Source organism: Rathayibacter sp. AY1C9, assembly GCF_002932315.1.
GTDB lineage: Bacteria > Actinomycetota > Actinomycetes > Actinomycetales > Microbacteriaceae > Rathayibacter.
On record NZ_PSVZ01000018.1, the window covers coordinates 37,277 to 60,459 of the forward strand.

The window sequence follows — 23,183 nt, forward strand, 5'->3', positions numbered from 1 at the left end:
TGGTCGTCATGCCCCTCGAGCCCAAGCCCGCGCAGTTCCCTGCGATCCGGAGCGCGCTGCGCTTCTACCGGGTGACCTCGATCATCACCGGCGTGATGCTGCTCCTGCTCTGCGCGGAGATGCTCCTCAAGTACGTCTTCCACCTCGAGCTGTTCGCCTTCGGCCAGCAGGGCGTCCTGCACTTCGCCCCGATGTACGAGGTGCCCGGAGGCGAGTTCACGTCGAGCGGCACCGGCGCGAACCTGTCCACCGGCATCCTGATCGCGCACGGCTGGTTCTACGTCGTCTACCTCTTCGCCGACTTCCGCCTGTGGAGCCTCATGCGCTGGCCGTTCACGCGCTTCGTGCTCATCGCGCTCGGCGGCGTGGTGCCCACCCTCTCCTTCTTCGTCGAGACCCGCATCGCCCGCGAGGTCGAGCAGTACCTCGAGCGCCGGACCGCCGGTACCGACCCGAAGACCCCGACCGACTCCGTGGAGGCCCCCCATTAGCGAGCAGCCCACCGCTCCCCAGCCGCACCTGGCCGCGCAGCCCGTCCTCGTCGTCGACTTCGGCGCGCAGTACGCGCAGCTGATCGCCCGCCGGGTCCGCGAGGCGAACGTCTACTCCGAGATCGTGCCCTCCGACGCCACGGCCGCCGAGATCGCCGCGAAGTCGCCCGTCGGCATCATCCTCTCGGGCGGCCCCTCCAGCGTTTACGAGGAGGGCGCCCCGCAGCTCGACCCCGCGATCTTCGACCTCGGGATCCCGGTCCTGGGCATCTGCTACGGCTTCCAGGTGATGGCGAAGACGCTCGGCGGCGAGGTCGCCAACACGGGGCTGCGCGAGTACGGAGCGACGGACGCCGCCCTCTCGACCGACGGTGGCGTGCTCCTCGGCGAGCAGCCCGCCGACCAGACGGTGTGGATGAGCCACGGCGACTCGGTCGCACAGGCGCCCGAGGGCTTCGAGGTCCTCGCCTCCACGAGCTCCACCCCGGTCGCGGCCTTCGGCAACGACGAGCGCCGCCTCTACGGCGTGCAGTGGCACCCCGAGGTCAAGCACTCCGCCTACGGCCAGGCCGTCATCGAGAACTTCCTCCACCGTGCCGCGGGCATCCCGGCCGACTGGAACTCCTCCAACGTGATCGACGACCAGGTCGCCGTGATCCGCGAGCAGGTCGGCACCGGACGCGTGATCTGCGGCCTGTCCGGCGGAGTCGACTCCGCCGTCGCCGCTGCGATCGTGCACCGCGCCATCGGCGACCAGCTCACCTGCGTCTTCGTCGACCACGGACTCCTCCGCAAGGACGAGCGCCGCCAGGTCGAGGAGGACTACGTCGCCGCGACCGGCGTCCGCCTGGTCACCGTCGACGCGCGCGAGCAGTTCCTCGACGCGCTCGCCGGCGTCAGCGACCCGGAGCAGAAGCGCAAGATCATCGGCCGCGAGTTCATCCGCACCTTCGAGGCCGCCGCCGAAGCGCTCGTGCTCGAAGCCCAGGGCGAGGGCGAGACGATCGACTTCCTCGTCCAGGGCACGCTCTACCCCGACGTCGTCGAATCCGGCGGCGGCACCGGCACCGCCAACATCAAGTCCCACCACAACGTCGGCGGACTCCCCGAGGACCTGCAGTTCGCGCTCGTCGAGCCGCTCCGCACCCTCTTCAAGGACGAGGTCCGCGCGATCGGCCGCGAGCTCGGCCTCCCCGAGGTCATCGTCGGCCGCCAGCCCTTCCCCGGACCCGGCCTCGGCATCCGCATCGTCGGCGAGGTCACCCAGGAGCGGCTCGACCTCCTCCAGGACGCCGACGCCATCGTCCGCGCCGAGCTCACCGCCGCCGGCCTCGACACCGAGATCTGGCAGTGCCCCGTCGTCCTCCTCGCCGACGTCCGCTCCGTCGGAGTCCAGGGCGACGGCCGCACCTACGGCCACCCCATCGTCCTGCGCCCCGTCTCCTCGGAAGACGCGATGACCGCCGACTGGACCCGCCTGCCCTACGACCTCCTCGCCAGAATCTCCAACCGCATCACCAACGAGGTGAGCGGCGTGAACCGGGTGGTGCTGGATGTGACGTCCAAGCCCCCCGGCACCATCGAGTGGGAGTGATTCCGCGGGTCTCCGCACGGTCATCTGCGGCGTTGTCGGCGGTTGCGATACCTCCGGTATCGCGCCCTTCTCCGCCTTGCAGCTGACCGCGCGGAGACCCGCGGAACGTCAGGAACGGCTCCCTTCGAAGGGGGCCGTTTCTTGTTGAGGGGAGCGGGTGCGGAACGAGCCCCTGCGGGGCCGTTCCTGGGTGCAGGTAGAGGGGAACGAGCCCCTGCGGGGCCGTTCCCGGGTGCAGGTAGAGGGGAACGAGCCCCTGCGGGGCCGTTCCTGGGTGCAGGTCGGGGAACGAGCTCAGGTGGCTGTTCAGGGAACGGGTGGCCGCGGTGCGGCCGGGGGATCGGTGAGGGGTGACCGGTGCCTGGCGAGGCATACCGAGTGGCGGTCAGGGGTTCGAGGCCCTGCGGGGACGTTCCGGGGGTGCCGATCGAGAGGCGGGCTTCTGCCGGGTGGTCGGGGAACGCGGGTCTGCGCTGGTCCGGGGGCCGTGGTGCAGGCGGAGGCGGCAGGCTCGCGAGCGCAGGTCAGGCGGGGGTGTCGAGCACGCCGATGAAGCGGGTGCCGATGCCGTCGTACTCGTCGCGGCGGTGGCCCTCGGGGTGGTACGGCCAGGAGGCGGGGGAGTGGTCCTCGCAGACGAGGAACGTGAACTCGGGCCACCACTTCTTCGGGCGGGCGGCCTCGGAGCGGCCGCAGACGGCGCAGTCGAGGATCACCCACACGGGACGCCTGCCGGTGCGGTTCGCGCGCGACTGGACGAGCCAGGCGGGCGGATCCTGCTCGAGGGCGGCGAGCTCCTCCTCCGACAGACGGGTGGGGATGCCGTGCCGCGTCGCCATCTCGAGGGGGATGTCGAGGCGCTGAGCGGCCTCGCGACGCGTGATCATCCGGCCACCCTAACCCAGCGCCGCGCGCGGACCCCGAGGCCGCAGCGACGCGCGCGCGAGCAGCCACTCCAGCGGGCCCTGCCCCACGAGCCGCCTCCAGAGGAGAGCGGCGACGATCGAGCCGACCACGAAGACGCCGAGCAGCGTCCAGCTGCGCCACGCCTCGAAGTCGAACGGCTCGTACGGGACCAGGTACACCGCCAGCGCCACGAGCTGCAGCGAGTAGATCGTCAGCGGCATCGCACCGACGGCCGCGATCGGAGTCGCCGCCCGTGCCAGGAGCGGCAGCCGCTGCAGCAGAGCCGTCAGCGCGCCGAGGACCACGCAGGCGACCCCGCCCGCCCCGAGGAGCTCGGCGGTGGTGCTGGCGTGCGCCTCCACCGCCTCCGGACCCCCGAGCAGCCGCCCGCCGCCGTAGCCGAGCACGGCCGAGACGGCGCCGCCGACGACGACCCAGCGCTGGGTGGTCGCGGACCGGACGTCGCAGCGCGCGATCAGGAGGCCGAGCACCACGTACGCCAGCCACGACGGCACCGGGTAGTACTGGGTGAACCAGATGAGGGGCTGCGCGGCCAGGAGCGCCTCGTCGGGCGACAGGGTCGAGAGCCAGGAGCCGCCGGCGCTGGTCAGCGCGTCGACCGCGAGGGGCCCGGCGATCGCCGCGGCCGCGACCAGCACAGCGAGGACCGCCCGCGGCAGAAAGAGCAGCAGCGCCGCGACGAGGAACATCACCCCGTAGTGCGGCAGGATCACCGCGATCGGCGTCCCGAGCAGGGTGAGGGCGACGCCGATGACGAGCAGGTACAGCCCGCGGAGCAGGATCGATCCCGTGTCGTGCCAGGGCCGCGAGGAGCGCTGTGCTCCGCCCGTCATCAGCCCGATCGACACTCCAGCCAGCACGGCGAAGAGGACGGAGCTGCGGCCGTTCCAGAGCATCTCGCTCTCGACCGGGGCGAGGTGGGCGGCGAACATGCCGAGGACGGCCAGGCCGCGTGCGACGTCGAGGCCGACGATCCGGGAGTCTGCGGCGCTCATCCCTCCATCGTGCCAGGCGCTCCCGGCAGTGCACCGGGAACGGCGCTGGGGCCGGGAACGACGACGGGCGCCCGACCCGGAGGTCGAGCGCCCGTCGGACGTGGTGCGCCGTGCTACTCACGGAAGATCGCGACGAGGCGCAGGATCTCCAGGTACATCCAGACGACGGTGACCAGGATGCCGTAGGCGCCGGTCCAGCCGTAGATGCGGGGGAGGCGGTTGCGCACGCCCTGCTGGATGAACTCGAAGTCCATCACGAGCGAGTACGTGGCGAGCGCGACGGCGATGAGGCCGATCACGATGCCGATGAAGCCGGTGCGGAGACCGAAGCCGCCGCCGACGCCGAAGAGGCCGAGGCCCAGGTTCACCAGCGAGAACACCGCGTAGCTGATCATGCCGATGAAGAAGATCTTGTTGAGCTTCGGCGAGGTGCGGATCTTGCCGTTCATGAACAGCGCCAGGGTGACGCCGATCACGATGACGGTCGCCATGAGGGCCTGGACGACCGCTCCGGCGTACGCGCTCTCGAAGAACTTCGAGATCGCACCGACCGCGATGCCCTGGGTCGCGGCGTAGCCGAGGATCAGGGCCGGCGACGGCTGCTTCTTGAAGGCGTTGACGATGCCCAGCACCAGCGCGACGAGCACGGCGGGGAGCATCAGGTCCGGGACGAACCAGCCGACGGCCGCACCCGCGAGGAGCACGACGAAGGCGAGGGCGGTCTTGGCGAGGGTGTCCTCGACCGTCATCCGGTCGGTCTCGACGGAGCCGGCGGCCGGACGGGAGTACATCTGGTCGAGCGTGCCGGGGGAGACGTCCGGGAGGTCCTGCACGCGGCCGGCGTAGCCGCGGTTGCTGAACTCCGGGCGTCCGAAGGCCGGATTGTTGCTTGCCATGGTTCCTCTTCTCTCAGGTGCGCTGGTCTCCGAGGGAACTCGCGGATCTGAGTCGCTGTGGGTGCGGGGTGCGCCGCGGATCCGAGAGGACTGCGACGATGGACACCACCATATCTGAGAGCACCTCTCAGAGTCTGGCTGTTCTCTTCGAGCGGACCTCGACTCCGCTGCGAGCCGCGCAGTGCCGCCCGTAGGATCGCGGCATGCCCGCGCGTCAGTCACCGCTCGTCATCGGCCACCGCGGAGCGAGCGGCTACCGACCGGAGCACACCCGCTCCGCCTACGAGCTGGCGATCGCGCTGGGCGCCGATGCGCTCGAGCCCGATCTGGTGGCGACCCGCGACGGCGTGCTCGTCCTCCGCCACGAGAACGAGATCTCCGGCACGACGGACGTCGAGAAGCGCCCGGAGTTCGCTGCGCGCCGCACCACCAAGCGGATCGACGGCCGCGAGATCACCGGCTGGTTCACCGAGGACTTCACCTGGGACGAGCTGTCGGAGCTGCGGGCCCGCGAGCGGCTGCCGGCGGTGCGCGGCTCCAGCGCCACGTTCGACGGGCAGTTCCCGCTGCTGCGCTTCAGGGAGCTGCTGGCGCTGCTGGACCGGGCGGCGGAGGACGATCCGCTCGCTCCGCCGGGGCTCGTCGCCGAGATCAAGCACGCGACGTACTTCGCCGGGATCGGGCTGCCGCTGGACGTGCTGCTGCGCGAGGAGCTCGCCGCCGCGGGCTGGGGTCCGCGCGACCCGCGGCTCACGATCGAGAGCTTCGAGAAGACCGTTCTGGAGCGGCTCGCGGTGAGCGGAGTCGGCGCCCGCCGGATCTACCTGCTCGAGTCGCGCGGCGCCCCGCCCGACCTCGTGGCCGCCCACGGCGCCGACGCGGCCCCCTACTCCGCCTTCACCACGCCGGCGGGACTGCGGAACCTCGCCGGAGCCGTCGACGGGATCAGCGTCGACAAGAGCATGCTCTTCTCGCGGGACGCGGCCGGCCGGGCGACGGGGACCGGTCCGCTCGTCGAGGACGCGCACGCGGCCGGGCTCGAGGTCTACTGCTGGACGCTGCGCGCCGAGAACCGGTTCCTCGAGAAGGTGCACCGCCGCGGGAAGGACCCGGCGGAGTACGGCGGCTGGCAGGAGGAGTTCGCGATGATCCTCCGCTCGGGAGTGGACGGCGTCTTCGCCGACCAGCCCGATCTGGCGATCGAGGCGCGGGCGGCCGAGCAGGAGCGCCTGCTCCGCGGCTGAACCCGGATCGTGATCGGGCGCTCCTCCGGCGCGTGCCGAGCGGACGCGGAGGCTGCGCTGGCATCATCGGCTCACCACCGCCCGCCCGACCCTCGAGAGGAGGCCCCGTGTCCACCCGAGAGCGCATCACCCGCCGCTGGATCACCACCGCCGTCCTCGCCGTGATCGGCGTCGCCGTCGTCTACTGGCTCGCCGTGCTCACCCCTCAGGGCCAGGGCGTCGAGAACTCGGGGCTCCGGGGCGCCGACCTCGTCTTCGGCCGCGCCACCGGCGCCGCCGCGGGGGCGCTCGCGGACGTCACCCCGCTCTCCATGGTCGTCGGCGCCCTGCTCGTCGCGGCGATCGCGCTGATCCGGAGGCGCCCGGCGCTCGCCGTCGCCTCCGTCGGCTCGATCGTCGTCACGGCCGGGCTCACCCAGCTGCTCAAGAACGTGGTCCTCGAGCGGCCCGAGCTGGTCGACACCGACTCCTGGTACACCGGCGGCAGCTTCCCGAGTGGGCACACCGCGGCGGCCGTCTCGGTGGTCTTCGCCCTGGCGATGGTCGTCCCCGGGCGCGCGCGGACCGTCGTGCTCGCGCTGGGCGGCGCGGTCGTGGTGCTGGTCGGCAACCTGACGATGGCCGCCTCCTGGCACCGGGCGAGCGACGTCCTCGGGGCCGACCTCGTCGCGCTCGCCTCCGCCTCCGCCGCCTGCGCGTGGCTGACCACCAGGGCCCAGGTGGGCCGAGCGCCGAAGAGGCCCGCGCGGCGCGGGGTGAACCGGTTGCTCCTGGTGTGCTCGGTGATCGTGGTGCTGCTGCTCGCGGCTCTCGCCGTCCAGGGCATCCAGTACTACCCCGACGACACGAAGGACCTCACCGCCTTCGCGCTCCTGCAGCTCCTGGCGGTGTCGACGTCGGCGCTCGCCGTGCTCGGCTTCTCCCTCGCGTGGCGCGGACTGGACGTCGGTGGGGCACTCACCTCGCCCGCGCCGCGTCAGCGGACCGCCTGACCGCTCCCGGTGTCGGAGGGGCGATCTACACTCGGAGGGACATGAGCTTCCTCTTCGATCCGAGCGACTCCCGCGCCACCCCGGTCATCGTCGGCCCCCCCGGCGGCCCCGGGGACGCGCCCCGCACCGACCCGGCGCACGAGCAGCTCGTCGCGGGGCTGAACCCCCAGCAGCGCGAGGCGGTCGAGTACCGCGGAGACGCGCTGCTCATCGTCGCGGGTGCGGGCTCGGGCAAGACCAGCGTCCTCACCCGGCGCATCGCGAGCCTCCTGGGCAACGGCGAGGCCTGGCCGAGCCAGATCCTCGCGATCACGTTCACCAACAAGGCCGCGGCCGAGATGCGCGAGCGCGTCGAGAAGCTGGTGGGGCAGAGCGCCGAGGGGATGTGGATCTCGACCTTCCACTCCGCGTGCGTGCGGATCCTGCGCCGCGAGGCCGAGAACTTCGGCATGACCAAGTCGTTCACGATCTACGACTCGGGCGATCAGCGCGCCCTGCTCAAGCGCATCGTGAAGGACCTCGAGGCCGACTCGCTCGGGATCACCGTCGCGAGCGCCTCCGCGAAGATCTCCAAGCTCAAGAACGAGCTCGCCGACGTCGACTCCTACGCCCGCACCGCGAACCTCAGCGACCCGAACGAGGAGATGTTCCTCCAGGTCTTCCGGGCCTACTCGCGGGCGCTCGAGGGGGCGAACGCGTTCGACTTCGACGACCTGATCGCGCAGACCGTCTACCTCTTCCGCGCCTTCCCGCACGTCGCCGCGAAGTACCAGCGGCGCTTCCGCCACGTGCTGGTCGACGAGTACCAGGACACGAACCACGCCCAGTACTCGCTGATCCACGAGCTGACCCGGCCCGTGCCGCCGGCGACGATGGCCGCGGCGCAGTTCGACCGCCCCTACCGCGGACCGGTCACGGCCGACGGCTCCATCCCGGGGGCCTCGCTCACCGTCGTCGGCGACTCGGACCAGTCCATCTACGCGTTCCGCGGCGCCGACATCCGCAACATCGTCGAGTTCGAGCGCGACTTCCCGGGCTGCCGCGTGATCCTGCTCGAGCAGAACTACCGCTCGACGCAGAACATCCTCTCGGCGGCCAACGCCGTCATCTCGAACAACTTCGACCGTCGCGCGAAGAACCTCTGGTCCTCCAGCGGCGACGGGGAGAAGATCGTCGGCTACACCGGGTACTCGGGTCACGACGAGGCGCAGTTCGTGGTCGACGAGATCGCCCGCCTGCACGCGGCGGGCACCGGCTACGACGAGATCGCGGTCTTCTACCGCACCAACGCGCAGACCCGCGCGCTGGAGGAGATCTTCATCCGCTCCGCGCTGCCCTACCGGATCCTGGGCGGCACGAAGTTTTACGAGCGCGCCGAGATCAAGGACGCACTGGCGTACCTGATCACGGTGGCGAACCCGGCCGACGTGCTGGCGCTGCGGCGCATCATGAACACTCCGAAGCGGGGCATCGGCCCCGCGACGGAGGCGCAGCTGCAGTCGTTCGCCGACACCAACGCGGTGACCCTGCGGGAGGCGATGCGCAACGCCGGCTCGCTCGGGATGGGCCCGAAGGTGACGAAGGCGATCGTCGACCTCGCGACCCTCCTCGACGAGTGCGCGCTGATGCTCGACCCCGCACGGGAGGGCGGCGAGGCGAAGGTGCACGAGGTGCTGACGGCGCTCCTCACCCGCAGCGGCTACCTCGACATGCTCCGCGCCAGCCGCGACCCGCAGGACGAGGCCCGCGCCGAGAACGTCGACGAGCTCATCGCCGTCACCAAGGAGTTCGCGCGCAACAACCCGGACGGCGGGCTCGTGGACTTCCTCACCGAGGTCTCGCTGGTCGCCGCGGCCGACGACCTCGACGACGACTCCGGCACCGTCTCGCTGATGACGCTGCACACGGCGAAGGGCCTCGAGTACGACGCCGTGTTCCTCACCGGCATCGAGGAGGACCTGCTCCCGCACCGCATCTCGGCGAACGAGCCCGGCGGCCCGGCCGAGGAGCGGCGGCTGTTCTACGTGGGGATCACCCGGGCCCGCAAGCGCCTCTACCTCTCGCTCGCGATGACCCGCGCGCAGTACGGCGAGACGTCGGTCGCGATGCCGAGCCGGTTCCTGCAGGAGATCCCGGGAGAGCTGATCCAGTGGCGCCAGTCGCCCGGCGCGGCGACCTCGCGCGGCGGCACGCAGCCCCGGGCCCTGAACGCTCAGCGGCCCGGCTTCGGCAAGTCGCGATCGAACACCGAGTTCCGGGAGGCGCTCGCCGCGGCGCCGAAGGCCAAGGGCGAGTTCCCGAACCGGATCACCGGCATGGTGCGCGACAACGGCGACCTCGAGCTGATCGCGGGCGACCGCATCCGGCACACCGACTTCGGTGAGGGGCGCGTGAACGCGGTGACGGGCGAGGGCTCGAAGCGCGTCGCGCACGTGCTCTTCGACCAGGTGGGCGCGAAGAAGCTGCTGATCAAGGTCGCGCCGATCGAGAAGATCTAGTCCGGTGGCGGCCGGATCGGCGGCCGCGCGGCTCGCGACGGAGGTGTTCTCCCCGGCGGTCCTCGCGGTGCTCGTGCCGGTCGTGGTCGGCGCGCGCGTCGCGGATCCGCCCCTGCTCGGCGTCGCCTGGGGAGCGCTCGCGGCGCTCTTCGTCGGCGTGGTGCCCTACCTCGTCATCCGCCTGCTGAGGCGCACCGGCCGGATCCACGGCGACCATCACGTGCCCGACCGGCGCGAGCGGGCGCTGCCGATCGCGCTGGCGCTGGTGTCGATCGCGGCCGGCCTGGTACTGCTCGCCGTGCTCGGCGCTCCTGCCGCGGTGACCACGTTCGGCGTGGTGACGGTGGCCGTGGTGCTCGCCGTCGGCGTGGTCAACCTGGTCTGGAAGCTGTCCGGGCACGCGGCGGTGGTCGCCACCTGCGCCGTCGTCGTGCTGATCGCCTACGGACCGCTCTCCCTGCTGATCAGCGTGCCCATCGTCCTCTGGGTGCTCTGGTCGCGGGTGCGCCTCGGCGCGCACACCCCCGCCCAGGTCCTCGCGGGCGCCGCCGTCGGCACCGTCTTCGCCGGGACCGTCTGGTCCCTGCTCGGCTGACGTCCGTCCCTTCCCGTGTGCCCTCTGGTCGCCTTCCGCGAGATTCCACTCGAGTGGGAGGCACGCCGTGGCGGGCTCACCCGAGTGGCATCTCGCGGAAGGGGTCAGCCGGCGTAGCGCGCGACGAGCTCCCGCTTGAGGATCTTGCCGCTGGGCCCGAGCGGAAGGGCGTCGACGAACTCGACGCGGCGGGGGAACTTGAAGGCGGCGAGATGCTCGTTCGCGTAGGCGATCAGCTCCTCCGCGGTGGCGGTCGCCGACGGGGCGAGGATCACCGCGGCCATCACCTCCTGGCCGTGGCGCTCGTCCGGGATCCCGAAGACCGCCGCGTTCTGCACGGCCGGGTGCCCGATCAGCACCTCCTCGACCTCGCGCGGGTACACGTTGTAGCCGTTGCGGATGATCATGTCCTTCGTGCGGTCGAGGATGCGGATGTAGTCCTCCTCGTCCTTCGTGCCCAGGTCGCCGGTGCGGAACCAGCCGTCGATCACCGCCTCCGCGGTCGCCGCCGGGTTGCCGAGGTACCCCTTCATCAGGTTGTGCCCGCGCACCACGATCTCGCCGAGCTCGCCCCGGGGGAGCAGCTCGACTCGGTCGGTCACGTCGGGGCGGGCGACCTCGACCTCGACGCCCCAGATCGGCGTGCCGACCGTGCCCGGCCGCGGCGGGACTCCGACGTGGTTGAAGGTGGCGACCGGGGAGGTCTCGGTGAGCCCGTAGCCCTCGTAGATCTCGACGCCGAACACCTCGCGGAAGCGCTCGATCACGGCGACGGGCAGGGCGGCGCCTCCCGAGACCGCGTAGCGCAGCGGCGGCCGGTCCTCGCGCCGGGTCGCGGCGTCGAGCAGGGCGACGTACATCGTGGGCACGCCCTCGAAGACCGTGCAGCCGTGGGCGATCATCGCCTCGAGCGCGGCGTCGCCGTCGAACTTCGGCACCAGGACGACCGTCGCGGCGGTGCGGAAGGCCGTGTTCATCGCGCAGACCTGCCCGAAGGTGTGGAAGAGCGGCAGCGCCCCGAGCACCACGTCGCCGCGGTGCAGGTCGAACGTGTTCATCAGCAGCACGTCCGACTGCGAGACGATCGCGAAGTGCGTCCCCTCCGCCCCTTTCGGGCGGCCGGTGGTGCCGCTGGTGTAGAGGATCGTCGCCGTGTCGGAGGGGGAGCGGGGCACGTAGCCGTCGATCGGGGTCGCCTCCGCGGCGAGGTCCTCCAGGCGCGGGAGGGGCGAGCCGGTGCCGTCGGGCACCATCACGCTCAGCACAGGGACGCCGGCGAGGTCCGCTCCGGCGGCCCCCTCGGCGAGCAGCGGAGCGGCGCACACGAGCGCGACGGCTCCGGAGTCGCGCAGAACATAGGCGATCTCGTCGTGCTTGAGCAGGGCGTGCACCGGGACCACCACGGCGCCGAGCGCGAGGACGGCGAAGTAGCCGCGGGGGAAGTCGGGGACGTTCGGGACCAGCAGGGCCACGCGGTCGCCCGGTCCGATCCCCTGGGCGCGCAGGGCTCCGGCGTAGGCACGGGTCTGCCGCCAGAGGGTCGCGTAGTCGACGGCCTGCTCGCCGACGCGGATGGCGATCGTGTCAGGGGTGCGCCGCGCCGCCTCCGCCAGGATGGCCGCGACGGAGAGGGTGCCGAAGCCGGCGGCGGGCGGGGGAGCGGCGGGGGCCTCGGCCGTGCGGGGTTCGGTGATGCTCATCAAGGCTCCAGTCGTCGTTGACCGCCGCGGCGGATGCCGGGTGCTTCACCGTAGATCCGCCGGGCGGCCGCGTCGAGCGATCCGCACCGGATGTTCAGCACGGACGGGCGGGGAGTGCGCATCCCGGCGCCGAGCGGAAGGGGGTGCGGGAGGCGCGGGCGGCTGCCTACAGTCGGACTGCTGCGGCCCGGTTCCGCGGGTCGGACGACGGGAGGCGCGATGCGCGGCGAGGCGACGCTCTACACGGATGCGGTGGTGACGGCTCCGTTCGCCCTCGCGGTGATTGCGGAGGCGACCGGCTCGCGAGTGGTCGGCGCGCGGACCGCGGACGCGCACGTCCCGCTCTACAGCGGTCCGACGAGCGCGCGGGTCGAGATCGCGGGGTTCGGCGACAGCGTGCCGGTCACCGTCGACGTGCGCGACGAGCGCGGGATCGACGAGGCGCGTGCGGCCGCGCAGGCGCTCGGGCTGGAGCTCGCCGCCTACGCGGGCTGGGAGGTCGTGGCCGGCTTCTGAGCGTCGCGTCGGACCCGGGCGAGGTAGTAGCGGCTGGGCGCCGTCCTCACGATCGCGGGCAGCAGGCGGTAGACGGCGAAGGTGCGCGAGAGCGCCTGCTCGAACCGCGCCTCCTGCCGTGCGGTCCAGTGGAAGCCGAAGGGCTCGCGGAGCGCAGCCGGGAGCAGGCCGGCGGTGATCAGGCGGAGGTAGGGGCCGAGCGGGCGCAGGTACCAGGCGGCGATGCTCGGGCCCAGCAGGTCGTGGGCGACCCGGCGGGCCGCGGGCGTGACCTCGAGGCGCTCCAGCTCCCGCTCCCAGTAGGCGTCGAACGCGGTGCGGGAGTCGGGCCAGAGGTCCGCGGGCATCTGCAGGGCCGCGCCGACGACGACGGAGCGGCGCACGATGTCGTCCGCCTCCTCCTCGCTCAGCGCGCCGAAGGCGCCCTCGTAGAGCTGCAGCATCGACTGGGTGAGCGTCGCCGCGACCCAGCGCTGCAGCTCCGGGTCGAAGGCCGTGTAGCCGGGGCCGCGCACGGGCACGTGCGCCCTGTTCACGCGGCGGCGGACGGCGCGGACGTCCTCGGGAGTGCCGTAGTGCAGGACGTAGAGGTAGGAGAGCGTCCCGTGCAGGCGGTTCACGGCCCGGTGCACGAAGTCGGAGTGGTCGGCGACGCCCTGCCCGACCGCCGGGTGCGCGATCTGGAGGAGGATCGCGCGCGCCCCCGCCAGCAGGAACACGCCCTCGCGGAAGACGTCCGGGGTGCGGGTGGCCGACGACATGGCTCCACGCTACGCGGGAGCGGCGGGCGGAGGAGGGGCCGGTGACCCCCGGCGGGCGTCCGGCGGGCGCGGAGCGACCGCACGGGAAGCCCGCGGCGGGTGCGGAGTAGACTCGGCGCGGCCCAGGGACAGTGCCGAGACTCCGGCGTCGTCCGGGCCACCTCGAACTCGAAACGCAAGCGCGCTCGGCGCGGAATGGGAATGCAGCGTGGATCTCTTCGAATACCAGGCCCGTGATCTGTTCGAGAAGTACGGCGTCCCCGTGCTCCCGGGCATCGTCGCCGACACGCCGGAGGAGGTGCGCGCCGCGGCGGAGAAGCTGGGCGGCGTCACCGTCGTCAAGGCGCAGGTCAAGATCGGCGGCCGCGGCAAGGCGGGCGGCGTGAAGGTCGCGAAGACCCCCGAGGACGCTTTCGCCGCGGCGCAGTCGATCCTCGGCCTCGACATCAAGGGCCACGTCGTCAAGCGCGTCATGGTCGCCGGCGGTGCGCGCATCGACCGCGAGTTCTACTTCTCGGTGCTGCTGGACCGGGCCAACCGCTCCTACCTCTCGCTCACCTCCTACGAGGGCGGCATGGAGATCGAGCAGCTCGCCGTCGAGCGCCCCGACGCCCTCGCGCGCGTCGAGGTCGTCCCCGGCCAGGGCATCGACCAGGCCAAGGCCGAGGAGATCGCCCGCGCGGCGAAGTTCCCGGAGGAGCTGATCGCCAAGGTCGCGCCCGTCCTGGTGAAGCTCTACGACGTCTACACCGGCGAGGACGCCACGCTCGTCGAGGTGAACCCGCTCGTGCTCACCGAGGAGGGCGACATCGTCGCGCTCGACGGCAAGGTCTCGCTCGACGAGAACGCCGGCTTCCGCCACGCGGACCACGCCGCGCTCGAGGACAAGGACGCCGCCGACCCGCTCGAGGCGAAGGCCAAGGAGAACGACCTCAACTACGTGAAGCTCGACGGCGAGGTCGGCATCATCGGCAACGGCGCGGGCCTGGTCATGTCGACGCTCGACGTCGTCGCCTACGCCGGAGAGAGGCACAACGGCGTGAAGCCGGCCAACTTCCTCGACATCGGCGGCGGAGCCTCCGCCCAGGTGATGGCGAACGGCCTCGACGTGATCCTCGGCGACGAGCAGGTCAAGAGCGTCTTCGTCAACGTCTTCGGCGGTATCACCGCGTGCGACGCGGTCGCCAACGGCATCCTCCAGGCGCTCGAGATCCTCGGCGACTCGGCCACGAAGCCGCTCGTCGTCCGCCTCGACGGCAACAAGGTCGAGGAGGGCCGCGCGATCCTCCAGGCCGCCGCCAACCCGCTCATCACGCTCGCCGCGACCATGGACGAGGGCGCCGACAAGGCCGCCGAACTCGCCGCCGCGTAACGGACCCGACGACTCAAGGAATCAGAGAACAAGCATGTCGATCTTCCTCACCAAGGACTCCAAGGTCATCGTCCAGGGCATCACCGGCGGCGAGGGCACCAAGCACACCGCGCTGATGCTCAAGGCCGGCACGAACGTGGTCGGCGGCGTCAACGCCCGCAAGGCCGGCACGACCGTCACCCACGGCGACGTCGAGCTCCCCGTCTTCGGCACCGTGAAGGAGGCGATGGAGGCCACCGGCGCCGACGTCTCCATCGCGTTCGTGCCGCCCGCCTTCTCGAAGGACGCCGTCATCGAGGCGATCGACGCCGAGATCGGCCTCCTCGTCGTCATCACCGAGGGCATCCCGGTGCAGGACTCCGCGGAGTTCTGGGCGTACGCGCAGGAGAAGGGGAACAAGACGCGGATCATCGGCCCCAACTGCCCCGGCATCATCACGCCGGGCGAGTCGCTCGTGGGCATCACCCCCGCGACGATCACCGGCAAGGGCCCGATCGGCCTCGTCTCGAAGTCGGGCACCCTGACCTACCAGATGATGTACGAGCTGCGCGACCTCGGCTTCTCGACCGCCATCGGCATCGGCGGCGACCCGATCATCGGCACGACGCACATCGACGCGCTCGCCGCGTTCGAGGCCGACCCCGAGACGAAGGCGATCGTGATGATCGGCGAGATCGGCGGCGACGCCGAGGAGCGCGCCGCGGACTTCATCAAGGCGAACGTCACGAAGCCCGTCGTCGGCTACGTCGCGGGCTTCACCGCCCCCGAGGGCAAGACGATGGGCCACGCCGGCGCCATCGTCTCCGGCTCCGCCGGGACCGCGCAGGCCAAGAAGGAGGCCCTCGAGGCCGCGGGCGTGAAGGTCGGCAAGACGCCGTCCGAGACGGCCGCCCTGCTCCGCGAGGTCTACGCGGCGCTCTAGCGCCCGTCCTCCCCGCACCACCGTCGGAACGGACGGTGCCCCTGCTCCGGCGGGCGGCGCCGTCCGTTCCGTCGTCGGGGCGGGTCCGGCCGGAGTAGCGTCGCAGAGTGACCCGCCGCCTCGGACTCGACCTGCTGACCTTCGTGCCGTACCCGGAGGGCCCCGAGCAGCCCGGCGACGCCGCGCGGAGCCTCGAGGACGGGCTCGCTCTGCTCGAGCTCGCCGAGGAGCTCGGCTACGGCACCGGCTGGGTCCGCGTGCGGCACTTCGAGCGCTACCTCGCGTCTCCGATGACCTTCTTCGCGGCCGCCTCCCAACGGACCCGCCGCCTCCGCCTCGGGACCGCGGTCATCGGCGCCCGCTACGAGTCGCCCGTGCGCCTCGCCGAGGACGCCGCGACCGTGGACCTGCTCTCGGGCGGACGCCTCGACCTCGGCGTCAGCAGCGGCTTCGCGCATCTCGCCTCCGTCTTCGACGGGGTGTTCGGGCAGGCCGAGCGCGACTTCCGCGAGGAGGCGCAGGAGCGCATCGCGCGACTCCGCGAGGCGCTCTCGGGCGCCGTGCTCGGCGTCGCGGAGTCGGCCCTGATGTCGGTCCCGGTCGGCGCTCCGCTGGTTCAGCAGCCGCACGCGCCCGGCCTCGCCGACCGGCTCTGGTACGGGGCGGGAACGGTGTCCTCCGCGGTCCGGGCAGGCGAGCAGGGCATGCACCTGCAGGTGTCCACGCTCAACACCGAGGAGACGGGCCTGCCGTTCGCCGAGCAGCAGGCGGTGCAGATCCGCGCCTACCGCGAGGCCTTCACCGCCGCGCACCCGGGGCGCACGTCGAGGGTGACGGCGGGCCGCATCGTGCTGCCGCTGCTCGACGCCGCCGACGAGGAGGCGCACCGCCCCTTCATCGAGGGCTACCTCGCGCGGATGGACGACGAGGGCCGCCCCCGCACGGCCGACCGGTCGATCATCGCCGCCCCGATGCGCTTCAGCCCCCTCCATGTCGGGAGCCCGGAGCGGATCGTCGCATCGCTCGCCGCGGATCCGGCGCTCGCGGAGGCGGACGCGCTCACGGTGACGCTCCCGGCGGTCGGCGGGGTGGAGTCGCACCGGCGCATCCTGCGCGCCGTCGCCGAGCGCATCGCCCCGCAGCTGGGCTGGACGCCCGGCGCCTGAGGATCAGCGCCGCGCGAGCAGTGCCCGGACGGGCCGCTGCAGCAGGAGCAGGAGCAGCCACCAGAGCCCGACCGACGGGATCAGCAGCGCCAGCGCCAGTGCAACGAGGAGCAGCGCGAAGGGCAGCAGGGCGGGCGCGAGCGGCAGGGGCCCTGCGCCGGGCCGCCTGAGCCCCGGGTGCCGGGAGAGGCGCAGCTCGATCAGGACCAGCGCCCCGCTCATCGCGGCCATCGTGCCGATGTAGAGCCCGATCGTCGCCCGGGAATCCGGGAACAGTGCCAGCGCGCTCGTCGAGAACGGGAAGAACGCCAGCGCGGCCAGCCACAGCAGGTCCAGCCACACCAGGGCGCCGTCGTAGTCCCCGGCGATCTCGAAGACGCGGTGGTGGGGGATCCAGAAGACGGCGATGACCGCGAAGGAGAGCGCGAAGGCGAGGACCGAGTCCAGGTGCTCCGCGAGCAGCGCCGGGACTCCGCCGCCCTCCCGGGCGACCTCGGGAGCCAGCTGCACCAGCGGCAGGACGAGGACGGTGATGGCGATGGCGGCGGTCGCGTCCGAGAAGTTGACGAGCCGGTCGAGCCCGCGCTCCGTCCGGCGGTGGGCCGCTCGTCCTCCGGGGCGACCGCGGTGCACCAGGCGCTCGATCGGACCCGAGAGCAGGAGCAGCAGGAGCGCGAACATGTTGACGGCCGGCACGGCGACGGCGAGCACGAGGGCCGCGAGGAGGACGCTGATCACGATCAGCGACCTCGAGAGGGAGCGCCGCGGCTCCGCCCCCGGGGCCAGGAGATCCGGATCGCGGCGCACGATGAGCTGCATCGCGAGGGTCGCCGCGCTCGCCGCGATCATCGTGCCGATGTAGAGCGCGATGACGCTGCCGTCGGTGTCGAGCACGTTCGAGATCAGGTTCGCCGCGAAGGGGAGCAGGACGACCGCGGCCAGCCAGACGAAGTTCGCGACGACGAGCGCGGGCGAGTACCGGGCCACGCCCTCGAAGACGGAGTGGTGGACCGCCCAGAGCCGCCCGATCACGGCGAACGTGATGAAGAAGGCGGAGAGGGTGCCGTAGTGCCCGGTGAGGAGGGACCCCAGATCGGCCGCGCGGCCCTCCTCGACCACGTCGACCAGGGGGAGGACGAGGAACGTGATGGCGATGGCGACGACGGCGTCCGAGAAGTTCACGAGGCGGTCCAGGCCGCGCTCCGTCCGTGCGTCCGAGGTCCCCGTCATGGCTCCGACACTAGAGGGCCGGGCGGCGCGCCCCTGACCCGCCTCCGAGCGCGCCGCCGCTAGGCTCGTCAGGCCCATGAACCGGATCACCGTCGCCCTCCTCGCCGCCTTCGACGCCGCGCTGTCGGCGCTGATCGGGATCGCGATCCCGCTCGTCCCGCTGACCGTCCTCTGGGCCGTGCAGTACGACACGACGGTCGACTTCGGCGTGTTCTGGCGAGTAGCCGCCGACGCCTGGCTGCTCGGCCACGGGGCCGACCTGCAGGCGGCTCTGGCCCCCGACTCCGCCCTCGCCGTCGCGCTGCCCGGAGGTGCGGACGCCTTCCCGGTGACAATCGCCCCGCTGGCGTTCGCACTCCTCACCGTGCTGCTCGGCGCGCGCACCGGCCGCCGCGCCCAGGAGTCGCCGTTCCGGGCCATCGGCGTCCTCGTCGCGATCGCGACCTACCTGGCGATCGCGCTCCTGGTCTCGCTCGGATCCGCGGACCCGGCCGCCACCGTCGATCCCCTGCAGGGGACGCTGCTGCCGCCGCTCGTCTTCGCGCTGGGGGTGCTCGTCGGAGCAGCACTCCACTCCGCCCGCAGCGACGAGGCCGACCCCCTCGGCGAGCTGGCCGCCTCCGCGCTCGACCGCGTCCCCGCGCCAGGGCCCGGGCTCGTCCTCGCGTCGCTGCGTGGGGGAGCGCTCGCCGCGGCCGGCGTGGTCGGAGTCGCGGCGGTGCTCGTCGCCGTGCTGCTGGTCGTGCACTACACCTCGGTCGTCGCGCTCTACGAGAGCCTGGGCGCCGAGGCGCTCGGCGGCCTGGCCCTCACTCTCGGGCAGCTGGCGTTCCTCCCGAACCTGGTGATCTGGGCGGCGAGCTGGCTGATCGGCCCGGGCTTCGCCCTCGGCACCGGCTCCTCCGTGAGCGCGGCCGGGACGCTGCTCGGACCGATCCCGTCGATCCCGGTCCTCGCCGCACTGCCCGCAGGGGACTCGGCCTTCGGATTCCTCGGGCTGCTCGTGCCGCTGCTCGCCGGGTTCGCCGCGGGATGGCGGCTGCGGCGCGGCGTGATCGAGGCGCTCGACGGACGCTCGCTGCTGCGCTGGGGCGCCGCCGCGGCCGGCGGGATCGGCGTGGTCGGCGGCCTGCTGCTCGGGCTCCTCGCCTGGTTCTCGGCGGGCGCCGCCGGGCCCGGGCGGCTCTCCCAGGTGGGCCCGGACCCGCTCGTCGTCGGGGCGGTCGCCGCCCTCGAGCTCGCGCTGGCCGCGGGCCTGGGCCTCGCCGCGGGCCGCAGCCGACGCGGCTGACGCCGGCGGAGGCGTCCCCCTAGACTTGCGCAGTGCTGAAGTTGGTCGTGCTCCTCTCCGGCGGCGGATCGAACCTCCGCGCCCTGCTGGACGCCACCGGCGACGAGGGCTTCCCCGCCCGCATCGTCGCGGTCGGCAGCGACACCGACGCCGAGGGCTTCCGCCACGCCGAGGAGCGCGGAGTCCCCGCCTTCACGGTCGCGCCGCGCGGCTTCTCCTCCCGCGACGAGTGGGGCGCCGCCCTGCTCGGGCGCATCCAGGAGTGGGAGCCCGACCTCGTCGTCTGCGCGGGCTTCATGCGCATCCTGCCGCCCGTGGTGGTGGACGCGCTCAGCCCGCGGATGATCAACACGCATCCCGCCCTGCTGCCCCTCTTCCCCGGCGCCCACGCCGTCCGCGACGCCCTCGCCGCCGGCGCGACCGAGACCGGCGTCACCGTGCACGTGATCGACACCGGCGTCGACACGGGCCCCGTCATCGCCCAGGAGAGCCTCGCCGTGCTCCCCGGCGAGAGCGAGGACGCGCTGCACGAGCGCATCAAGACCATCGAGCGTCGCCTGCTGGTGCAGACGGTGCTCGACATCGCCCACGGAACCGTCGACCTCGAGGAGCTCGCCCGCGCATGAGCATCACCGCCCACGACCCCAGCAGCTACGACGACCGCGACCGGGTCCCCGTCCGCCGGGCGCTGATCTCGGTCAGCGACAAGACCGGCCTGCTCGAGCTCGGAGCGGCGCTCGCCGCGGCCGGCGTCGAGCTCGTCTCCACCGGCTCGACCGCAGCGACCCTCCGCGGCGCCGGCCACGAGGTCACCGACGTCTCGGCCGTCACCGGGTTCCCGGAGTCGCTCGACGGCCGCGTGAAGACGCTGCACCCGGCCGTGCACGCGGGCATCCTCGCCGACCTGAGGCTCGCCTCGCACCGCGAGCAGCTGGAGCAGCTCGACATCGCCGCGTTCGAGCTGGTCGTGGTGAACCTGTACCCGTTCCGCGAGACCGTCGCCGGCGGCGCCGACGCGGCGACCGTGGTCGAGAACATCGACATCGGGGGCCCGGCCCTCGTCCGCGCCTCCGCGAAGAACCACGCGAACGTCGCGATCGTCGTCGATCCGGCCGACTACTCCGGGATCGCGACCGCCCTCGCCGACGGCGGCACGACGCTCGCCGCGCGCCGCACCCTGGCGGCCCGCGCCTTCGCGCACACCGCCTCCTACGACTCCGCCGTCGCCGCCTGGTTCGCCGGGCAGGAGGCGGCCGAGGGCGTCGAGGGCTCGGTCGAGATCCGCGGGACCCTGCAGCAGGTCCTCCGCTACGGCGAGAACTCGCACCAGAAGGCGGCCCTCTACGTCTCGCCCGACGGCACCGGCATCGCGCAGGCGACGCAGCTGCACGGCAAGGAGATGTCCTACAACAACTACGTCGACGCCGACGCGGCCGTCCGCGCGGCGTACGACTTCGTACTGCCCGCCGTCGCGATCATCAAGCACGCGAACCCGTGCGGCATCGCGATCGCGAGCTCGAAGGCGATCGACCCCATCGCCTCCGCCCACCGCCGCGCCCACGAGTGCGACCCGGTGTCGGCCTTCGGCGGCGTCATCGCCGCGAACCGGCCCGTCACCCTCGCCATGGCCGAGACGGTGAAGGAGATCTTCACCGAGGTGCTCGTCGCCCCCGGCTTCGAGCCCGAGGCGCTCGAGGTGCTGAAGACCAAGAAGAACCTGCGCCTGCTGCAGCTCCCCGACTTCTACGCCCCCGTGGAGCGCGAGTTCAAGCAGATCTCCGGCGGCCTGCTGCTGCAGGAGCCGGACCGCTTCATCGGCGGCCCCGGCGAGGTCAGCTCCGGCTGGCAGCTCGTCGCCGGCGAGCCCGCCGACGCCGACACGATGCTCGACCTCGAGTTCGCGTGGAAGGCCTGCCGCGCCGTCAAGTCGAACGCGATCCTCCTCGCCAAGGGCGGCGCCTCCGTCGGCGTCGGCATGGGCCAGGTCAACCGCGTCGACTCCTGCCACCTCGCCGTCACCCGCGCCGGCGACCGCGCCCCCGGCTCCGTCGCCGCCTCCGACGCGTTCTTCCCCTTCGCCGACGGCCTCGAGGTGCTCCTCGCCGCCGGCGTGAAGGCCGTCGTCCAGCCCGGCGGCTCCGTCCGCGACGCCGAGGTCATCGACGCGGCCGCCCGCGCCGGCGTCACGATGTACACGACGGGGGAGCGGCACTTCTTCCACTGAGTGACGGGCGCTCCGCGCCCGTCACTCGGTGGAAGAAGTGGTGTTCGATCTCCCCGCCGCTCCCTGCGCGGCGGGGCGCGGTCGGCTCGGCGACGGTGTGCGTTCCGTGGAGCGGGGAGCGTCGCCGACCGCGTGAATCGCTTGGCACGCGATTCCCGCTGAGTCGGCTCTGCCTTGCGGTGGGCGGTTTCCCGGCCGCTCCTCGCGCGGCGGGGCGTGGTCGGTGCCACGACGTGAGGCTTTCCATGGAGTGGGGGCGTCGCCGGTCACGGGAATCGCTTGGCACGCGATTCCCGCTGAAACCGCTCTGCGGTGCGGTGGGCGGCTCTTAGGGGGCTGCTAGGGGATCGACAGGCGGGGCGCGGGCGGGGGCCCGTAGGGTCACCGGGTGCCTTCCGACTCGACGCCCGCGTCCACTCCCGACACCCCGACCGCCGCGACCACGATCGCCCCGAACCGGGACCGCGCGCCCGGGACGGGCCGCCGTATCCTCGTCGCGCTGCTCGCCGCCGCGGCGACCGCGCTCGTGGCGCACCTCGCCAACCTGCTGGCCTTCTTCATCGGCAACCAGCTGCAGCCCGGCTCCATCCCGCAGGTCAACGCCTACTTCCTGCTCTCGAGCGTGCTCGGCTTCGTGGTCGTCCTCGTCCTCGCCGTCGCGGGGATGCTCGGACGCACCTGGAGCGCCGCCCTCGCGGGACTCGTCGCGGGTGTGGTCGGAGCCGTGTTCGGCACGCTCGTCCAAGCCAGCGCCACCGGCGAGGCCGTCACGGGCGCCGTCTGGGCCTCCATCTTCCAGACCTTCGCCGGACTCAACCTCGTCTTCCTGCTCGCGTTCACCGTCTCGGCGGCGAGCGTCGGCCGCGCGCTCTGGAACCGCCTCCGCACCACGGGCGCGCCGGCCGCCGTCGTCACCGACCGCCGCATCGCGATCGTCCGGGCCCCGGCCGCCGACCTCTCGGCGGGCGAGCTCACCCACCTCGAGCGCGTCCCCGTCGACCAGCAGCGCGCCCAGCAGCAGTGGGAGGCGTACGTCGACCTGCTCGAGCGGGCCGGCTGGGAGACGGTCGAGGCCGCACCGGCGCCCGGACTCGCCGACTCCGTCTTCCTCGAGGACGCGGTCGTCGTCTTCGGCGACCACGCCGTGATCGCCCGGTCCGGAGCGGAGTCCCGCCGCGGAGAGACGGAGGGCGCCGAGGAGGCCGTCCGCGCCCTCGGCCTGACGGTCGACCGCATCGAGGAGCCGGGCACGCTCGACGGCGGCGACGTCCTCAAGGTGGGATCGACGGTCTACGTCGGCCGCGGAGGCCGGACCGACGCGGCGGGGGTAGCCCAGCTGCGCGCGATCCTCCGCCCCCGCGGGTACGACGTCGTCGCGGTCCCGCTGACCAAGGTGCTGCACCTCAAGAGCGCCGTGACCGCGCTGCCCGACGGCACGGTCATCGGCTGGGAGCCGGTCGTCGACGAGCCGCGCCTGTTCCCCTTCTTCCTGCCGATGCCCGAGGAGGCGGGCGCCCACGTGGTCGTCCTCGACGACGACACACTCCTGATGGCCGCCTCCGCTCCCCGGAGCGCCGAGCTGCTGCGGAGCCTGGGCTACCGCGTCCTGACCGTGGACATCTCGGAATTCGAGAAGCTCGAGGGCTGCGTCACCTGCCTCTCGGTCCGCGTCCGCTGACGGCGGAGGCGGGGGAACCGCCGGATCGCGGCGGCCGCTGGACGGAGCACATAGCCCGGGTATAGCCTTCAAGGCTGCCCGGAGCTCTCCG

20 protein-coding genes are annotated in these 23,183 nt (G+C 72.6%); 14 read left to right on the forward strand and 6 right to left on the reverse strand.

Annotated elements, in window-relative coordinates:
* The first annotated feature begins 8 nt into the window (after window positions 1–8).
* Window positions 9–491 carry a DUF3817 domain-containing protein gene (locus tag C5D09_RS12380; RefSeq protein ID WP_104234169.1) on the forward strand — a complete coding sequence of 161 codons (483 nt, stop codon included), beginning with the start codon at window positions 9–11 and terminating at the stop codon, window positions 489–491.
* 28 nt (window positions 492–519) lie between these two features.
* On the forward strand, window positions 520–2,085 hold the full coding sequence (gene guaA / locus C5D09_RS12385) for a glutamine-hydrolyzing GMP synthase (protein ID WP_104269419.1): 1,566 nt from the start codon (window positions 520–522) through the stop codon (window positions 2,083–2,085).
* A gap of 524 nt (window positions 2,086–2,609) precedes the next feature.
* On the opposite strand, the gene C5D09_RS12390 is transcribed toward guaA, so the two are convergent.
* From C5D09_RS12390 to C5D09_RS12400, 3 genes are all read right to left on the reverse strand, one after another.
* Window positions 2,610–2,972: a hypothetical protein gene (locus C5D09_RS12390; RefSeq protein WP_104269420.1), complete on the reverse strand. Its 363-nt coding sequence runs from the start codon at window positions 2,970–2,972 to the stop codon at window positions 2,610–2,612.
* 9 nt (window positions 2,973–2,981) lie between these two features.
* Window positions 2,982–4,007 (reverse strand): DUF418 domain-containing protein, encoded by a 1,026-nt coding sequence (locus C5D09_RS12395; RefSeq protein WP_104269421.1) that lies wholly within the window; start codon window positions 4,005–4,007, stop codon window positions 2,982–2,984.
* A 113-nt stretch (window positions 4,008–4,120) separates the two neighbouring features.
* Entirely contained in the window at window positions 4,121–4,903 is a 783-nt protein-coding gene (locus C5D09_RS12400; protein ID WP_104263479.1) for a Bax inhibitor-1/YccA family protein, read from the reverse strand.
* A 203-nt stretch (window positions 4,904–5,106) separates the two neighbouring features.
* Here C5D09_RS12400 and C5D09_RS12405 point away from each other — a divergent pair, with 203 nt between their 5' ends.
* The 4 genes from C5D09_RS12405 (at window position 5,107) to C5D09_RS12420 (ending at window position 10,232) form a co-directional block, all read left to right on the forward strand.
* Window positions 5,107–6,147, forward strand: coding sequence for a glycerophosphodiester phosphodiesterase family protein (locus C5D09_RS12405; protein WP_104269422.1), 1,041 nt, complete (start codon window positions 5,107–5,109; stop codon window positions 6,145–6,147).
* Between the two features lie 107 nt (window positions 6,148–6,254).
* Window positions 6,255–7,139: a phosphatase PAP2 family protein gene (locus C5D09_RS12410; protein WP_104261606.1), complete on the forward strand. Its 885-nt coding sequence runs from the start codon at window positions 6,255–6,257 to the stop codon at window positions 7,137–7,139.
* Window positions 7,140–7,180: 41 nt separating this feature from the next.
* Entirely contained in the window at window positions 7,181–9,637 is a 2,457-nt protein-coding gene (locus C5D09_RS12415; protein WP_104261607.1) for an ATP-dependent helicase, read from the forward strand.
* 4 nt (window positions 9,638–9,641) lie between these two features.
* Window positions 9,642–10,232, forward strand: a complete 591-nt coding sequence (locus C5D09_RS12420) for a phosphatase PAP2 family protein (protein ID WP_104269423.1) — start codon at window positions 9,642–9,644, stop codon at window positions 10,230–10,232.
* Window positions 10,233–10,336: 104 nt separating this feature from the next.
* Here C5D09_RS12420 and C5D09_RS12425 read toward each other — a convergent pair whose 3' ends face one another.
* On the reverse strand, window positions 10,337–11,932 hold the full coding sequence (locus C5D09_RS12425) for a long-chain fatty acid--CoA ligase (RefSeq protein ID WP_104227298.1): 1,596 nt from the start codon (window positions 11,930–11,932) through the stop codon (window positions 10,337–10,339).
* A 219-nt stretch (window positions 11,933–12,151) separates the two neighbouring features.
* Between C5D09_RS12425 and C5D09_RS12430 the strand changes: the two genes are divergently transcribed.
* Complete coding sequence (locus C5D09_RS12430; protein WP_104224926.1) at window positions 12,152–12,448, forward strand: hypothetical protein; 297 nt, start codon at window positions 12,152–12,154, stop codon at window positions 12,446–12,448.
* Here the strand turns inward: C5D09_RS12430 and C5D09_RS12435 are convergent.
* Window positions 12,415–13,209 (reverse strand): oxygenase MpaB family protein, encoded by a 795-nt coding sequence (locus tag C5D09_RS12435; protein ID WP_104269424.1) that lies wholly within the window; start codon window positions 13,207–13,209, stop codon window positions 12,415–12,417. The genes C5D09_RS12430 and C5D09_RS12435 overlap by 34 nt on opposite strands.
* Window positions 13,210–13,417: 208 nt before the next feature.
* Between C5D09_RS12435 and sucC the strand changes: the two genes are divergently transcribed.
* The 3 genes from sucC to C5D09_RS12450 all read left to right on the forward strand — a co-directional run bounded on the left by sucC (window position 13,418) and on the right by C5D09_RS12450 (window position 16,669).
* Entirely contained in the window at window positions 13,418–14,581 is a 1,164-nt protein-coding gene (sucC, locus tag C5D09_RS12440) for an ADP-forming succinate--CoA ligase subunit beta (RefSeq protein WP_104224928.1), read from the forward strand.
* A gap of 34 nt (window positions 14,582–14,615) precedes the next feature.
* The gene (gene sucD, locus C5D09_RS12445) at window positions 14,616–15,503 is read left to right on the forward strand and encodes a succinate--CoA ligase subunit alpha (protein WP_104224929.1); all 888 of its coding nucleotides are present in this window, start codon (window positions 14,616–14,618) and stop codon (window positions 15,501–15,503) included.
* Window positions 15,504–15,610: 107 nt separating this feature from the next.
* Entirely contained in the window at window positions 15,611–16,669 is a 1,059-nt protein-coding gene (locus C5D09_RS12450) for an LLM class flavin-dependent oxidoreductase (protein WP_104269425.1), read from the forward strand.
* A 3-nt stretch (window positions 16,670–16,672) separates the two neighbouring features.
* Here C5D09_RS12450 and C5D09_RS12455 read toward each other — a convergent pair whose 3' ends face one another.
* A complete protein-coding gene (locus tag C5D09_RS12455; protein WP_181135045.1) occupies window positions 16,673–17,899 on the reverse strand; it encodes a TMEM175 family protein in 1,227 nt (408 codons plus the stop codon).
* Between the two features lie 76 nt (window positions 17,900–17,975).
* On the opposite strand from C5D09_RS12455, the gene C5D09_RS12460 reads away from it, so the two are divergent.
* From C5D09_RS12460 to ddaH, 4 genes are all read left to right on the forward strand, one after another.
* Window positions 17,976–19,190, forward strand: coding sequence for a DUF6350 family protein (locus C5D09_RS12460; RefSeq protein ID WP_104269427.1), 1,215 nt, complete (start codon window positions 17,976–17,978; stop codon window positions 19,188–19,190).
* A 32-nt stretch (window positions 19,191–19,222) separates the two neighbouring features.
* The gene (purN, locus tag C5D09_RS12465) at window positions 19,223–19,816 is read left to right on the forward strand and encodes a phosphoribosylglycinamide formyltransferase (RefSeq protein WP_104269428.1); all 594 of its coding nucleotides are present in this window, start codon (window positions 19,223–19,225) and stop codon (window positions 19,814–19,816) included.
* Window positions 19,813–21,414, forward strand: a complete 1,602-nt coding sequence (gene purH / locus C5D09_RS12470; protein WP_104238472.1) for a bifunctional phosphoribosylaminoimidazolecarboxamide formyltransferase/IMP cyclohydrolase — start codon at window positions 19,813–19,815, stop codon at window positions 21,412–21,414. Before purN ends, purH begins: the two co-directional genes overlap by 4 nt.
* Window positions 21,415–21,802: 388 nt before the next feature.
* Window positions 21,803–23,092, forward strand: a complete 1,290-nt coding sequence (gene ddaH / locus C5D09_RS17955) for a dimethylargininase (protein WP_308471887.1) — start codon at window positions 21,803–21,805, stop codon at window positions 23,090–23,092.
* Window positions 23,093–23,183 lie beyond the last annotated feature (91 nt).